The sequence below is a fragment of the Vreelandella jeotgali Hwa genome (assembly GCF_000334215.1).
GTDB classification, from domain to species: domain Bacteria; phylum Pseudomonadota; class Gammaproteobacteria; order Pseudomonadales; family Halomonadaceae; genus Vreelandella; species Vreelandella jeotgali.
Window position 1 is genome coordinate 364669 of record NZ_AMQY01000011.1, and the last position, 15160, is coordinate 379828.

Annotated in this window: 12 protein-coding genes and 2 tRNA genes; 11 read left to right on the top strand and 3 right to left on the bottom strand. The window is 61.3% G+C overall.

The window, feature by feature from the left end; all coding sequences use genetic code 11:
- Positions 1-14: 14 nt before the first annotated feature.
- From C793_RS0104960 to C793_RS0104970, 3 genes are all read left to right on the top strand, one after another.
- The gene (locus tag C793_RS0104960; protein WP_026106118.1) at positions 15-1310 is read left to right on the top strand and encodes an efflux RND transporter periplasmic adaptor subunit; all 1296 of its coding nucleotides are present in this window, start codon (positions 15-17) and stop codon (positions 1308-1310) included.
- Entirely contained in the window at positions 1310-4492 is a 3183-nt protein-coding gene (locus tag C793_RS0104965; RefSeq protein ID WP_017429849.1) for an efflux RND transporter permease subunit, read from the top strand. Before C793_RS0104960 ends, C793_RS0104965 begins: the two co-directional genes overlap by 1 nt.
- Before the next feature lie 222 nt (positions 4493-4714).
- Positions 4715-5389 carry a hypothetical protein gene (locus C793_RS0104970; RefSeq protein WP_017429850.1) on the top strand — a complete coding sequence of 225 codons (675 nt, stop codon included), beginning with the start codon at positions 4715-4717 and terminating at the stop codon, positions 5387-5389.
- Positions 5390-5512: 123 nt separating this feature from the next.
- Here C793_RS0104970 and C793_RS0104975 read toward each other — a convergent pair whose 3' ends face one another.
- Positions 5513-6127: a TetR family transcriptional regulator gene (locus C793_RS0104975; protein ID WP_017429851.1), complete on the bottom strand. Its 615-nt coding sequence runs from the start codon at positions 6125-6127 to the stop codon at positions 5513-5515.
- Between the two features lie 167 nt (positions 6128-6294).
- Positions 6295-7293 (bottom strand): tRNA dihydrouridine(20/20a) synthase DusA, encoded by a 999-nt coding sequence (dusA, locus tag C793_RS0104980; protein ID WP_017429852.1) that lies wholly within the window; start codon positions 7291-7293, stop codon positions 6295-6297.
- A gap of 230 nt (positions 7294-7523) precedes the next feature.
- Between dusA and C793_RS0104985 the strand changes: the two genes are divergently transcribed.
- The 6 genes from C793_RS0104985 to C793_RS0105010 all read left to right on the top strand — a co-directional run bounded on the left by C793_RS0104985 (position 7524) and on the right by C793_RS0105010 (position 12062).
- Positions 7524-8378 (top strand): TlpA disulfide reductase family protein, encoded by an 855-nt coding sequence (locus C793_RS0104985; protein WP_017429853.1) that lies wholly within the window; start codon positions 7524-7526, stop codon positions 8376-8378.
- Complete coding sequence (locus C793_RS0104990; protein WP_017429854.1) at positions 8378-9400, top strand: L,D-transpeptidase family protein; 1023 nt, start codon at positions 8378-8380, stop codon at positions 9398-9400. Before C793_RS0104985 ends, C793_RS0104990 begins: the two co-directional genes overlap by 1 nt.
- Positions 9401-9455: 55 nt before the next feature.
- Positions 9456-10043 carry a hypothetical protein gene (locus C793_RS0104995; protein WP_026106119.1) on the top strand — a complete coding sequence of 196 codons (588 nt, stop codon included), beginning with the start codon at positions 9456-9458 and terminating at the stop codon, positions 10041-10043.
- Between the two features lie 214 nt (positions 10044-10257).
- On the top strand, positions 10258-11739 hold the full coding sequence (gene gltX / locus C793_RS0105000) for a glutamate--tRNA ligase (protein ID WP_017429856.1): 1482 nt from the start codon (positions 10258-10260) through the stop codon (positions 11737-11739).
- Positions 11740-11841: 102 nt separating this feature from the next.
- Positions 11842-11917, top strand: a tRNA-Ala gene (locus C793_RS0105005).
- Between the two features lie 69 nt (positions 11918-11986).
- Positions 11987-12062: transfer RNA gene (locus tag C793_RS0105010), tRNA-Glu, on the top strand.
- A gap of 626 nt (positions 12063-12688) precedes the next feature.
- Here C793_RS0105010 and gltA read toward each other — a convergent pair.
- A complete protein-coding gene (gene gltA, locus C793_RS0105015; RefSeq protein WP_017429857.1) occupies positions 12689-13975 on the bottom strand; it encodes a citrate synthase in 1287 nt (428 codons plus the stop codon).
- Between the two features lie 465 nt (positions 13976-14440).
- On the opposite strand from gltA, the gene sdhC reads away from it, so the two are divergent.
- The gene (gene sdhC, locus C793_RS0105020; protein ID WP_217994458.1) at positions 14441-14818 is read left to right on the top strand and encodes a succinate dehydrogenase, cytochrome b556 subunit; all 378 of its coding nucleotides are present in this window, start codon (positions 14441-14443) and stop codon (positions 14816-14818) included.
- The gene (gene sdhD / locus C793_RS0105025) at positions 14812-15159 is read left to right on the top strand and encodes a succinate dehydrogenase, hydrophobic membrane anchor protein (RefSeq protein ID WP_017429859.1); all 348 of its coding nucleotides are present in this window, start codon (positions 14812-14814) and stop codon (positions 15157-15159) included. The genes sdhC and sdhD overlap by 7 nt, the downstream gene beginning before the upstream one ends.
- Position 15160: the final 1 nt, after the last annotated feature.

The following is a 15160-nucleotide window of genomic DNA, read 5'->3' on the forward strand; positions in this document are numbered from 1 at the left end:
GACAAAAGGACATCATGAAAACGACGTTGAGTAGAGCTGGCCGCGTGGCGTTTTTGCTCGGGGCCGGTGCGCTGCTGGCTGCCTGTGGCGATGACGCACCCGACCAGGCCCAGCAGAAGGGCGAGGGGCAAAAAGCCAGCCCTCGTTCGGTAGAGGTCGCCACCGCCGAACGCCAGGACATTGCGCTGGAAAAATCCTATCCGGCGCTGCTGCGCAGCGATGACGAAGCCACTCTGGTCGCCCGGGTGACCGGCACCCTGGAAGAAAAACTCTTCGAGCCCGGGGAAATGGTCGAGAAGGGCGACACGCTTTACCGCATCGAGCCCGATCGCTATCAGACCGCGGTTAATCAGCGCAAGGCGGATCTGGAAAGCGCACGCGCCAAGCTGTCACGCGCCCAGCGCGATGCCCAGCGCTTCGAGCGGCTGCTCAAGCAGAACTCGGTCAGCCGTCAGCAGTACGACCAGGCGCTGGCCGATCGGCGTGTGGCCCAGGCAAGCGTGGCTCAGGCCTCCGCCGCGCTGGAAAGCGCCCGTATTGATCTGGACTACGCCGGCGTCACCGCGCCGGTGTCGGGCATGGTCAGCCTGAGCATGGTCAACGTCGGCAACCTGGTGAATCCCGGTACTCGGCTGGCGACCATTACGCCGCTGGACCCGCTCGAAGTGCGCTTTCAGCTGCCTCAGCGCGACGCCTCCGAACTGCGTCAGCAGCTGGACGACGGCACCGGTATCGAGACTATCGGCGCCGCGCTGGAGCTGCCGGACAGCGATACCCGCCTGAATGGCCATCTGGATTTTCTCGGTGTGCGCGTGGATGAAGCCACCAGCACCGTCCAGGCCAATGCCAGCTTTGCCAATCCGGACGCCCGGGTGCTGCCCGGTCAATACGTGCGTGTGCACCTTGAAGGGCTCAAGCGCTACGACGTTCTCGCCGTGCCGGAAATTGCCATGACCCAGGGGCTGATGGGCCCACAGGTGTTTGCCCTGGATGAGGACGATGTGGCCCGAGCGCGCACCGTCGAGCTGGGTGAGCTGGCCGGCCCCTGGCAGATTCTGCGCGACGGCGTGGAAGCCGGCGACCGTTTGGTCGTGGGCGACCCGGCCGGGCTCAAGCCGGGAACGCCGATCAAACCGGAGTCGTTTGACGGCGATGCCGCCGCGCTGATGGAAAAGGCTCGGGAAGAAAAGCAGGCCAGCCAGGCGCAAAAGCAGCCGGATGGCGGTAATGAGAAGGCCGCGCAGGACGCCACGGATGAAGGCGACTCAGCGGAGGAGCAGAACGCGCCGGCTCAAGAGGACGCGGCGTAATGAATTTCTCCAACTTCTTCATCAAGCGGCCGATTTTCGCGACGGTCATTGCCATCATCCTGACCGTTGTCGGGGTGATGAGCATGCGCGTGCTGCCCATCGAGCAGTATCCCAGCATCGTGCCGCCCACCGTGTCGGTGAGTGCCCAGTTCCCCGGCGCTGACGCCGAAACCGTGGCACAGACCGTGGCCGCGCCGCTGGCCGAGTCGATCAACGGCGTCGAGGACATGCTCTACATGACCTCGACCAGCGCCGATAACGGCTCCATGAGCCTGTCCGTGGCGTTTGATATCGGCACCGACGGTGATATCAACACCATCAACGTCAACAACCGGGTGCAGGGAGCGCTATCGCAGCTCCCCGAAGCGGTGCAGGATCAGGGCGTCGAAGTCGAACTCAGGTCCAGCTCGATTCTGATGCTGATTTCGATGATTTCCCCCGATGGCGACTACGACCGTGTCTATCTGCAGAACTACGCCACGCTCAACGTCCTGGATGAGCTGCGTCAGGTACCCGGCGTCGGCGAGGCCGAGGTGCTGGGCGGCGGCGAGTTTGCCATGCGTATCTGGATGGACCCCAACAAGCTGGCGCAGTATGACCTGACGCCGGCCGAGGTGGCGTCGGCCATTCGCGCCCAGAACACCGAGGTGCCGGCGGGTAGCCTGGCCGCGACGCCCCAGGACGAGCCGCGTGCCTTTACCTATACCATTACCGCCGGTGGGCGCCTCAATAACGTCGAGGACTTCCGCAACATTGCCCTGCGTACCAACCCCGACGGCTCTTCGCTGACGCTTGACGACGTCGCCCGCATCGAGCTTGGCGCGTCGTTTTACGGCGTCGAGGCGCGGCTGAACGGCGGTACCATGGCGCCCATCATTATCAACCAGCAGCCCGGCGCCAACGCCCTTGAAACCGCCGAAGCGGTCAAGGAAACGATGGAAGAGCTCAAGCAGCGCTTCCCCGAGGGGCTCGACTACGTGGTGCCCTACGACACCACGCTATTTATCGACGCCTCGGTGGAAACCGTTCTGCACACCTTCATCGAAGCCTTCCTGATCGTGGGTGTGATCCTCTTCATCTTCCTGCAGAACTGGCGTTTTACCGTCATCGCCATGTCGGTTGTACCGGTATCGGTGCTGGCGACCTTTGCCGGGTTTTACATGTTCGGCTTTTCCATCAACCTGCTGACGCTCTTCGCCCTGGTGCTGTCCATCGGCATCGTGGTGGATGACGCCATTCTGGTGGTGGAAAACGTCGAAAGGGTGCTGAGCGAGGAAGACCTGAGCGTACGCCAGGCGACCATTCGCGCCATGCAGGAAGTCGGCGGGCCGATCATTGCCACGTCGCTGATCATGGCGGCGGTCTTTGTGCCGGTGGCTTTCCTTGGCGGCTTTACCGGGCAGATTTATCAGCAGTTTGCCATGACGGTTGCCATCTCGGTGGGCTTCTCGGCGCTCATGGCGCTGACGTTCACCCCGGCGCTGTCGGCCATTTTCATCAAAAAGAAGAAGGACACCGAAGAGTCGAAGGCGATGCGCGCGCTGCATACGCCGCTGCGCCTGTTTGACCGCCTTTTCGCCGGCATTACCGCGGTCTATATGGCGGCGGTCAAGGTGCTGGTGCGCTTCTGGGGGCTGGCGCTGGTGTTGACGGCGCTGGTGTGCGGGGCGACCTGGTGGCTGTACGAGACCACGCCCGCCTCGCTGGTACCGGAAACCGACCAGGGGATCGTGCTGGCCAGCGTCTCGTTGCCCGACTCTGCTTCGCTGTCGCGCACCCGGGACTATATGTCGGAGCTGTCCGAGCGCATCGAGGAGATTCCCGGCGTGGAGTATTCCTCGGCGGTGGCCGGCTACGACATGCTCTCCAGCGCGGTGAATACCGCTCGGGGCATCATGTTCATCAACATGAATGACTGGAGCGAGCGCGACCTGACGGCGGATCAGCTGGTGGGTAAAATCATGAAGCTGGGCGCCGAGGTGGAAGGCGGTACCGCCAGGGCGTTCAACGTCCCGCCGATCATCGGCCTGTCGACCACCGGTGGCTTTACCGGCTATCTGCAGTCGTTTGACGGCGCCTCGGCCAAGGAGTTGTACCAGGCGTCGCTCAAGATCATGCAGGCCGCCGGCGAGGACCCGCGTCTTGAGCAGGTGTTCACCACATTCAACGTCAACGTGCCCGGCTATCGCGCCGAGATCGACCAGCAGAAGGCGCTCAGCTACGGCGTATCGCTGCCGGCGCTGTACTCCACCCTGTCGAATACGCTGGGTAACGGCTTTGTTAACTACTTCAGCTATCAAAACCGCAACTTCCAGGTCTATCTGCAAAACGAGGACGAATTCCGCAAGACGCCGGATAATATCGGCGATATCTATGTGCGTGGCGGCAAGGGCGAGCGGATTCCGCTGTCCGAATTCGTGACCCTGGAGCGTCAGACCAAGCCGTCGGTTGTGTCGCGTTTCGGCGTCTACCTGGGCGCGCAGTTCCAGGGCCAGCCGGCCGAGGGTTACAGCTCGACTCAGGCCATCGACGCCATGGAAGAGCTGGTGCACGAGACCCTGGGCGACGGCTGGGGCATGGGCTGGACCGGTACCGCCTATCAGGAATCCAACCAGGGTAGCGCGGCGACGCTGGCGATTATCTTCGGCATGATGATGGTGTTCCTGATTCTGGCGGCCCAGTACGAAAGCTGGTCGCTGCCGCTGGCGGTTCTCACCGCTACGCCCTTCGCGCTGTTCGGCGGCATCGGCGGCATTGCCCTGCGCGGGCTGGACAGCAGCGTGTACGTGGAAATCGGCATGCTGGTGGTCGTGGGGCTGGCGGCGAAAAACGCGATCCTGATCGTGGAGTTCGCCGAGCTGCAGCGCAAGGAGCTGGGCAAGAGCATTCGCGATGCGGCCATTCACGCGGCCGAGCTGCGTTTCCGGCCCATCGTGATGACATCGTTTGCCTTTATTCTGGGCACCCTGCCGCTGGCACTGGCCACCGGCGCGAGTGATACCAGTAGCCACCACATCGGCACCACGGTGTCGGTCGGCATGGCCACGGTGGCCATCGTCTCCAGCTGCTTTGTTCCCAGCTTTTATGCCATGATTGCCGGCATTGCCGACTGGATTCAGCGCAAGCGAGGAGTCAGCAGGTATGAGACGCCTGCCACGGACGCTGATGCGCCCGCGGAGTAAGGCGTTGTTGCCGGTGTGACTCAGGCACCGGCCGCGTTACCAGGCACCGGCTTTCGAGCCGGTGCTTTTTTATAGCGGCCTGTTTTATAAAAGGTCTTTATAAGGAATTGTCTTATTTGACTGTTTGGCGTCATCGCCGCTTCTACCGTAGGTTCTGACGGGTATTTCATGCTTTTATGATATATACTGAAGGCAGGCGTTAAACGGGCAAGGAGGGAGACTATGGAAGCGGTTAAAGCGTTGTTGCTCAGCTTTCCCATGTTCGTGTTCAGCCTGCTGGTGCCGCTGGTTGTGCTGTACTGGGTGCTGGTGACCCTGCGTCTGGTGCCGGTGGAGCTGTTCGAGCGCGATAGCCTGCGCCACGAGCAGACGGCGAGCACCCTGGTATCGCTGGGATTTGCCGGTGTGCCGGCTACTTTTGCGCTCAGCGTGCTGATTCTGCTGGCCGGGTTGGTGACCCTGGCGGTTGAAGCCGTTGTCCTGAGCCGGCTGCCGCTGGGGCTGTTTCGCGTGCCCCTGGGCGTGGCCGTGCTCTGGGCGTCGTTCGCGCTGGTCTCACCGCTGGCGGCGCGGATCTGCCACAAGACTCACCGGTGGTTTCACGGGCAGCGTCGTACGCTGCTGGGTGAAACCGTTGAAGTTACCAGCGAGCCGGATGACGACGGCTGGGCCAGCGCCGAGCTGCTTAGCGATCGGGAATGCAGCGTACGCCTGCACGGCAAGCCGCAAGGCGGCAGCATGCCTCACCTGGGGGAGCATCGCGTGTTGGTCAAGCTCATCGCCGAGGAAAACGCGTATCGCAGCGTGACAACCGATGCCTACTGCGAAGCCCGGATGCACGCCAAACGGCTGACGCTGGGGCAGCGGACGGCATCGCACCAGGAGCGCTCGCGGTAACGGCTTTAGAGGCGCTGAATCCGCGGATTTGGCCATTCGAGCCAGCTTGACCGCGAGCTCAGCAAAGGCTGTTCAACAAAGGTATTCAACGAGGGCTGATCAACAGAGGCCGGAAGGCGCCGCTCAGGCATGCTGCATCAGCGCAAGCTGGGTATCGACCAGTCGGGCGCCTTCCCTGGAGATGGAGTAGCGCTCGTAATTGCGCAGCCAGTCGTGGAATAGCCCGGCCAGCATGGCCTGCATGATTTGCGCCGCGACGTCCGGTGCCAGGCAGGGGCGCAGCTGGTGCAGGCTGGCGGCCATGTTGAAGTATTTGAGCAGCGCGTTGCAGGTATCGGCCGACATTTCGTTCTGCATTCCCAACGGATCAATGTCGCCAAAGGTTTCACAGTGGTGAAGCACAATGGCATGCACCCGGCGGTAGCGCGGTTCTTCCAGGCGGGAAAATCCCTTCAGACAGGCCAATCGCACCGCTTCCAGCGGCTGCTGGTCAACGGTCCGGTCATCCAGCTCCTGTATCAGATCTTCAAACGGCAGGCGTACGCGCTGCAGCATGGCGTGGAAAAGATCCACCTTGTTTTTGAAATGCCAGTACACGGCGCCCCGGGTCATGCCGGCGTGGCGGGCAATCTGGTCCAGCGAGGTGCGGGCAACGCCACGGACAATGAACATATCTTCGGCGGCATCCAGCAGGGCTTCTCGCGTGGCAGCAGCTTCGGCTTTGGTTTTTCGCGCCATGATCCGGCAACCTGAATGATGAAACGGCGGCCATAGTCTACGCCACTGCCGCGTTTTTTTACATTCAAAACTGTATGGATAGTGTTGACGAGACTGACTGGATCGTGCCGGGCACGCCGGCCAGGATCGGCGGTAGCTTGCTTGTGGCCGCCTGGCGGCTTCGCTTGTTACGCCGCCGCCGTTGTTTTAACGCGTCCCAGCGCATCGTCGTACACGCTGAGTCCGGCGCCGTCGCGGTGGGCATTTTCCGCCAGATGGCGGCGGAACTGGCGCCCGCCCGGGCAGCCCTGAAACAGCCCCAGGGTGTGGCGGGTGATATGGTTGAGCTTGGCACCGTCCGCCAGGCGCTGCGCGATGTAGGGGCGAAACGCCAGCGCTGCCTGCATGCGCTCGTCGGCAGGGTTGGGCACGCCGTACAGTCGGCGGTCCACATCGGCGAGTTGCCAGGGGTTTTGATAGGCTTCGCGGCCCATCATGACGCTGTCGACTCGCTCCAGCTCGTCGGCGCAGGCGTCCAGGCTGGTCAGCCCGCCGTTGATGCCAATATGCAGCGACGGATGACGCGCCTTGAGACGATGCACCCGGGCACGATTCAGCGGCGGCACGTCGCGGTTTTGCCTGGGCGAGAGCCCCTCGAGCCAGGCCTTGCGTGCGTGGACCGTGAATATCTCGCCGCCGGCCTCGGCCACGGTGGTAATAAAATGCTCCAGGTCGGCATCTTCGTCCTGGTCGTCAATGCCGATACGGCACTTGACCGTCACCGGGATCGTGACCGCCGCCTGCATGGCTTTTACCGCTGCGGCGACCTTGTCGGGGTAGGCCATCAGGCAGGCACCGATCAGGTTGTTCTGCACCCGGTCGCTCGGGCACCCCACGTTCAGATTCACCTCGTTGTAGCCCCACGCCTCGGCAATGGCTGCGCATTCGGCCAGCGCCCCGGCGTCGCTACCGCCCAGCTGTAGCGCCAGCGGATACTCGACCGCATCATGGCCCAGAAAACGCTCACGCGGCGAGCCGTATAGTATCGCCCCGGTCGTGACCATTTCGGTATACAGCAGCGCTCGGCGGGTCAGCGTTCGAGAAAAAGCGCGAAAATCCCGCGTGGTGCGCTCCATCATCGGCGCGACGGAAAAGCGGCGGGCATCATTGGCCAGGTGAGCTGTCATCGGGTCTATTGTCTCTTTGCGGGCAATCAGGGTGTATTCGGCAGGGAAGCCCCGGTATTCTACCCAATACGGTGCTATCTATCACATGGCATGGGCAACATGGCGACATCTGCCCTGGCTTTTCACCAGATCACCGGAGACGCCGATCGCCTAACCGGCGCTTAATCGCCTCTGGCTAGCATGGGCCCGATAGCCTATTGAGACGATGTAGCAAACCAGAGGAGGTCGGGGTGTTATCACTGACGTTGGGGCCGCTGGCGGTGTCGGTCGGGCAGGCGCTGATTGTGCTGGCGTTTCTTGTTGCGCTGGTAGCGGGTAAGCTGTCGGCTCGGCGCCGGAACGTCGCCATCGGCGATGCCATTATCAATCTTGCTCTGGTGGGGCTGGTGGCAGCGCGGCTGGTGTTCGTCGGGCGGTATTTTTCCAGCTATGGGCTGGACCCGCTGAGTTGGATCGATATCCGCGACGGCGGTTTTGATCTGATGGCGGGTCTGGCTGCAATGGCGGCGTACGGCGGCTATGTGGGCTGGCGCCAGGCGGCGATGCGTCGCCCGCTGTGCATGGCGGCCTTTGCCGGCCTGCTGGCATGGGGGCTGACCGGCGGCGCCTTGAGCCTGATCGAGCATCAGGCCAGCCGGCCACCTCAGGCAACGCTGCATACGCTGGATAACAAGCCGGTCAACCTCGCGGATCTACAGCAACAAGCCGGCCACAAGCCAATGGTTGTCAACCTCTGGGCGACCTGGTGCCCGCCGTGCCGCAAGGAGATGCCGCTACTCGAACAGGCGCAAGAGCAGCGGCCCGATCTGATGTTCGTGTTTGCCAACCAGGGAGAAGACGGCATCACCATCCGTGATTTCATGGACCAAATGGCGTTGGACATGGATCATGTGCTGCTGGATCGACAGGGCAACATTGGTCAGCTGGCAGGCTCCGCGGCGCTACCCACAACGCTGTTTTACGCCGCCGATGGTGAGCTGGTGGACAGTCATCTGGGCGAGCTTTCAGCGGCGACCCTGAAAGAGGCGTTAAAACCGCTGGAGACGGCGTCGGACCCTTCAATATCTACGCAGGAAACCCCGTAATGCTTAACAAGGCGAATGCCCTTTTGCCGCTGGTCCGGTGCCTCAGCCGCCGGGCTGTGCCGTTGGTGCTGATGCTCCTGCCGGCGGCGGTGATGGCGAATGACGAAGCGCCGCATGGCCGCTATACGTTGCCCGATACCGGCGACATGGTCGGTGAGGCGTACAAGGTAGACGTTCGGGAAGGGCAGACGCTACTCGATATTGCACACGAGCATAACGTGGGCTACGAAGAAATTCGTCACTCCAATCCGGATACCAGCATTTGGGCACCCGATGCCGGTGACGAAGTCGTGATTCCGGCGCGCTATATTCTGCCACCGGTGCGCCGCGAGGGCATTGTGATCAACCTCGCCGAGCTGCGCCTCTACTACTATCCGGACACGGCAAAAGACGAACCGCCGCGCGTGGAAACCTACCCCATCGGCATTGGGCGCGACGGTTACGACACCCCGTTGGGGGTGACGGAAACCACCACCAAGGTCAGAAATCCGGCCTGGTATCCGCCCGAGTCGATACGTCAGGAGGCGGCCGAAAACGGCGAGACGCTGCCCCCCAAGGTGCCGGCGGGCAAGGATAACCCGCTGGGGTCCCGCGCTATTCTGCTGGACCTTCCGGGCTATCTGATACACGGCACCAACCGTCCCGACGGGGTGGGTATGCGCGTCAGCCACGGCTGTGTGCGCATGATGCCCGAAACCATCGAAGCGCTGTTTCCGCGCATCAAGGTCGGTGAGCGTGTCAATATCATTGATATGCCGGTCAAGGTGGGTCGTGAAAACGGACAGCGGTATGTGCAGTCCTTCCCCCGGGACGATCAGCAGATCGAGATGGGCGATCTGCTGCACGCGCTGGAAGAAATCGACGAGGCCGATGATAGGCCCGTGGACTACGCACAGCTCCGTCAGGCGTTGGAAAACAGTGGCTGGCAGCCAACGGTTCTGGCACCGGTTGACGAGACCCCCGACGAAGCCGAGCCGCAGCAGTGGTACGATAGAGTCGCCGGAATCGGCGACGCGTCCTGACCCGGCGGGGTTGAGACGTGGCTAATCAGGGAAACACGACCAGCGGGGGAAAAAGATGCAAAGCTCGACGATGCGCGTTTTTATCCTGCTTGTGTTGGCGGCCTGGCTGACCGGCTGTGGCGGTAGCGAGGAGGAGGCGCGTACCTCCGAATCTGCCCGTAACACGGCCGATGAGCCGGCCGATCCAGCGCCGGTGGAAAAAGAAGACGTCGAGCCGTTAACGGTGTCGATGGATGCCGGCGTTACCCTGCGCGATGATTTGCGTTTGGGTGTTACCGGCACAACCAACCTGCCGGCCGATTCTCGCCTGCTGGTCATTATCGAACGTGAGGCCAGCGGCGCCCGCTGGCACGAGCGGACCCGGGTCAATAACGGGCAGTTCCGCGCCGGCCCGATGGGATTTGGCAGTGGCGTGCCCGATGGCGACTACCGCGTTCGCGTGCAGCTGTCGGAGGCGAGTATACAGCCACCCGGGGTACGTCAGCGTATCGGTGACAAGGGCGAGGCGCTGAAAGGCCAGCTGGTGCGTCAGGCGCCTCATGGTCTGGGCCATATCGCGGTCTATACCCGCGCGTTTTCGGTAGGTGATGAAATCAGGCACCGGAACGAGCGGCGAGACGAGGTCCGCTACCCCCAGGGATAGCCGGCAGGCACGGTGAGGCTCCATCCCGGCAGCGAGCCGCTGTTGATTGTTTTTCAGGTACGTATAATGGCGTCCCAGCGCCCCGGGCGCCTGGCACCGGCAGGCTACGGCCCGTGCTCCATTCGCCCGGGCAGGCGCGGCTCAGGCGTTCGTCTTTCCTGTCATCTTCATCGCCTGCCAGCGCCTGTTTCTTCGTGACATTAAGGATTTCATCATGACCGTACGTACTCGTATAGCGCCGTCCCCCACGGGGGATCCTCACGTCGGCACCGCCTATATCGCGCTGTTCAACCTTTGTTTTGCGCGTCAGCACGGCGGTGAGTTTGTGCTGCGTATCGAGGATACCGACCGCGTGCGTTCAACCGCGGAGTCCGAACAGATGATTCTGGATTCGCTGCGCTGGCTGGGCATCGAGTGGGACGAGGGCCCCGACGTCGGCGGCGCGCATGGCCCCTATCGGCAGAGCGAGCGCGGTGATATCTACGCCGAGTACGCGCAGCAGCTGCTGGATGACGGGCACGCGTTCAAGTGCTACCGCACCGCCGAGGAGCTCAACGAGCTGCGCGAGGCGCGCAAGGCAGCGGGCATGCAGCTGGCGCTGAAGCCCGGGGACCTGGCGCTGGATGCCGATGAGCAGACGCGACGTGCGGAGGACAACTGGCCTTATGTGGTGCGCATGAAGGTGCCCGGGGAGGGCGTCTGCGTACTCGATGATATGCTCCGCGGGCGCATTGAGGTGGACTGGGCGCAGGTGGATGCCCAGGTCCTGCTGAAATCCGACGGCATGCCGACGTATCATCTGGCCAACGTGGTGGATGATCACCTGATGGGAATTACCCACGTGCTGCGCGGCGAAGAGTGGATCAACTCGGCGCCCAAACACCAGCTGCTGTATGAGTACCTGGGCTGGGACATGCCCGTCCTCTGCCATATGCCGCTACTGCGCAACCCGGATAAGTCCAAGCTTTCCAAGCGCAAGAACCCTACCTCGATCAACTATTATCGGCACATGGGCTTTTTGCCTCAGGCGGTGACCAACTACCTCGGGCGCATGGGCTGGTCGATGCCCGACGAGCGCGAAAAGTTCAGCCTCCAGGACATGATGGATGCGTTTGATATTCAGCGCGTCTCGCTGGGTGGCCCAGTGTTCGATCTGGACAAGCTGACATGGCTCAACGGCGCCTACATTCGTGAAGACCTGGACGACGAGGCCTTTTTGCAGGCGCTGCGCGAATGGGCGTTCAATGAGGCGTATGTCCGCCGGATTCTGCCTCAGGTGCGTCCGCGGGTGGAAACCCTGTCTCAGGTCGCGCCGCTGGCCGGGCATTTTTTCTCCGGCCTGCCGAACATCACCGAGGCATCGTTTGCCGACGTGAAGCTTGAAAGGGATGAGCTGGTCAAGCTGCTGCAGTTTCTGGTGTGGCGCCTCGAGACCGTGCCGGCCTGGCACAAGGACGCGCTGCTTGAAGAAGTAAAGGCGTTGGCAGCGTATTTCGAGCTGAAGATGAAAGCGTTTCTGGCGCCGGTGTTTATCGCTATTACCGGTTCGAGCGCCAGCACCTCGGTGATGGACGCCATGGCGATTCTGGGATCGGACATGACCCGGGCACGGCTGCGCCACGCCATCAACGTACTGGGCGGCGTTTCCAAGAAGCAGGGCAAACGCCTGGAAAAAGCCTTCCGCGAACTGCCCTGATGTGATCGTGTATCTGCCCACGACAAAGCGCCGTAAAAAACGGCGCTTTTTTCTTGACGTGGTGCCGGGGCGGACGTATTATTCGCCCCGTCTTAACGACATGGGGCCTTAGCTCAGCTGGGAGAGCGCAACACTGGCAGTGTTGAGGTCAGCGGTTCGAGCCCGCTAGGCTCCACCACCTTCCCTGGTGCATCATGACTTGTTGCATCATCAGGACATAACACCATGTTATGTACCCGTTCGTTTCGTCCCATTCGTCTAGTGGTCCAGGACACCGCCCTTTCACGGCGGTAACAGGGGTTCGAACCCCCTATGGGACGCCATTCGGCTCGCCGACAATCCGCGCGTCGATCCCGTCGTTTTTCATTTCGTCTCCTCGATCGACTGCCAGCCTGTCCGGCCGGTTTTGCCTCTGGATTGTGCGACTTTTCTTCGGTAGCTGTTTGCCTGCTCCCGTCGCTTTTTTATGTGCCCGATATAGCCCTTTAAAGAGGCCGCTGATTCATCGGTTGACATTGCCGCTGAACATCGCCGGAAGCGGCTAAAAACCTGCATTTCAGCGCTTACCTGCCCTTGACTTGTCCACTACGGCCGTTCCGCGCTGCATCGCTGTGCACAACCGTCTGTTATTGCCCCAAAAACCACTTGATATATTTAAATTGTTAAAAAACAATAAGTTATAGTAGGTTAAAAAATAAACAATTTGAGTCAAAACCGCTGTGCATGCCCGCTGGCGAACGTTTTCTAACGGTTGTGAACAGGCTTATCCACAGCAAGTGTGGAAAAGCGTTCCTCGTTGGCCGTGCAGGCAAAAGTCAAGGGTTGTCCGGCACTCCGAAGGCGTTTTTGCCGCGCCAATGATCTTTGCTCCGGCATGCAAAAGGCCACCCGAAGGTGGCCTTGCAAAGGCACGGTCTCGCGCCGTGCGGCGTGGTTTCCGCTGTGCGATTTACTGCTGCGGGTAGTCACGCGGATCGTGGCCGGTATACAGCTGACGCGGCCGGCTGATCTTGTAGCTGTCGCTGAGCATTTCGTGCCAGTGGGAGATCCAGCCGATGGTGCGCGATACCGCGAAGATCACCGTGAACATATTGGTCGGAATGCCCATCGCCTTGAGCACAATGCCCGAGTAGAAATCGACGTTGGGGTAGAGCTTGCGCTCGATGAAGTATTCGTCTTCCAGCGCGATCTGCTCCAGCCGCTTGGCGATCTTGAGCTGGGGATCGTTGGCGTGGCCCAGCTCGGCGAGCACTTCGTCGGCGGTTTCCTTCATGACGCGGGCGCGGGGGTCGAAGTTGCGGTAGACGCGGTGACCGAAGCCCATGAGCTTGAACGGATCGTTCTTGTCCTTGGCCTTGTCGATAAAGCGCTGGATGTTTTCTTCGGACTCGTCGCCGATCTCGTCCAGCATTTTCAGCACGGCTTCGTTGGCGCCGCCGTGAGCCGGGCCCCAGAGCGCGGCGATGCCGGCGCTGATGCAGGCAAAGGGGTTGGCGCCGGTAGAGCCGGCCATGCGCACGGTGGACGTCGAGGCGTTCTGCTCGTGGTCGGCATGGAGCATGAGAATCCGGTCCATCGCCTTGGCGTACACCGGATTGATGCGATACTCCTCGGTCGGAGTGGCAAACATCATGTAGAGGAAGTTCTCGGCATAGCTCAGCTCGTTGCGCGGGGTATTGAACGGCTGGCCGATGTTGTACTTGTACGCCATGGCCGCGATGGTCGGCATCTTGGCAATCAGGCGTACCGCGCTGATGACGCGATCTTCTTCCTTGGTGATGTTCATGTGGTCGTGATAGAAGGCCGCCAGCCCGCCGGTCACGCTGGACAGGATCGACATGGGGTGCGCGTCCCGCCGGAAACCCTTGAAGAAGTTGTTGATCTGATCGTGAACCATGGTGTGGTTGACGATGCGCGCCTGGAAGTCGGCGTATTGTTGATCGTCGGGGAGTTCACCGAACAGCAGGGTGTAGCAGAGCTCAACAAAGTTGGAGTGCTGGGCCAGCTGGCCGATGGGATAGCCCCGGTGCAGCAGCATGCCCTGGCCGCCATCGATGTAGGTAATGGCCGACTGGCAGGAAGACGTTGCCATGAAGCCGGGGTCGTAAGTGAACAAACCGTTGGCACCCAGGCTGCGAACGTCGATGACGTCGGGCCCCAGGTTGCCGGAATAAACGGGTAACTCAACCGCTTCATCCAGGCCGTCTACCGTTAGTGTCGCTTTCCTGTCAGCCATGCAGGCCTCCTTTCGGGTTCGGATGGGGACGGACATGCCCGCAAGGATTGGCGGGTATGCCGTGCCGGCGAAAAGGCCCGCCCACTATAGAATGGCGCGGAATATTGTCAATTAGCCGAAGTGCCAAGCCTGCTGTACAAAGGTTGTAACATGGTGGTGCGACTGTCTATGCTTGACGGTGTGAGGCAGGCACCATGCGGTTTGCAGCGGCGTGCCGCGGGTGGCGCCAGGGATGGCGGGAGCCGCTGGCGCCGGGAGCGTGGCGCAGAACCCTTGCACCATAGTCGCGTAAAACCGGGTTTGGTTTGTCAGTCACGTCCAAGATTTATATAATTTGCAGCGCATGCTGCCGGTCACAGGGTAGCGTGTCTGACTTGGCAACGGCCGAGCCCTTCCAGCAACCACCGCCCGCTCGGGCCATGCCCGATCGCTGCAGAGCGGGCCAAGAAGAGTGTGTATAGAGCCGTGAATAGCAAACGACCCGTAAACCTCAATCTACCGACAATACATTTCCCACTGCCGGCCATCACGTCGATCGTGCATCGCGTAACCGGCGTTATTCTGTTTGTCGGTTTGATCTTTGCCTTCTGGGCGCTCAGCAAGTCGCTGTCGTCGCCGGCAGGCTTTGATGCCGTAAGCCACGCACTGGCAAGCAACTTTCTCGCCAAGCTGATTGCCTGGGGGCTGGTATCGGCCCTGGCGTTTCACTTCGTGGCGGGCATCAAGCACCTTTTCATGGATGCCGACGTCGGCGTAACCCTTGAGGGTGGCGTACAAAAGGCGCAGATCACCGTGATCGCCAGCGCCGTGCTGATCATTCTGGCAGGAGTGTGGATATGGTAACCAGTATCACCAGTTTTAGCCGTAACGGCGTTTCCGACTGGCTCCTTCAGCGGGTATCCGCTGTTATTCTCGCCGTCTATACGGTCTTCATGGTGGCGTATCTGCTGCTGAATCCCGACCTTGATTATTACACCTGGAGCGGGCTGTTCGAGCAGACCTGGATGCGTATTTTCTCGCTTCTGGCGTTTATCTCGCTGGCAGCTCACGCCTGGGTCGGCCTCTGGACCGTAACCACCGATTACCTCAAATCGACCTATCAGCGCGTAGGTGTCCAGATGATCATCATTCTGGCCATCTTTGTGTACCTGGTATGGGGCATTCAACTTCTGTGGGGAGCCTGAT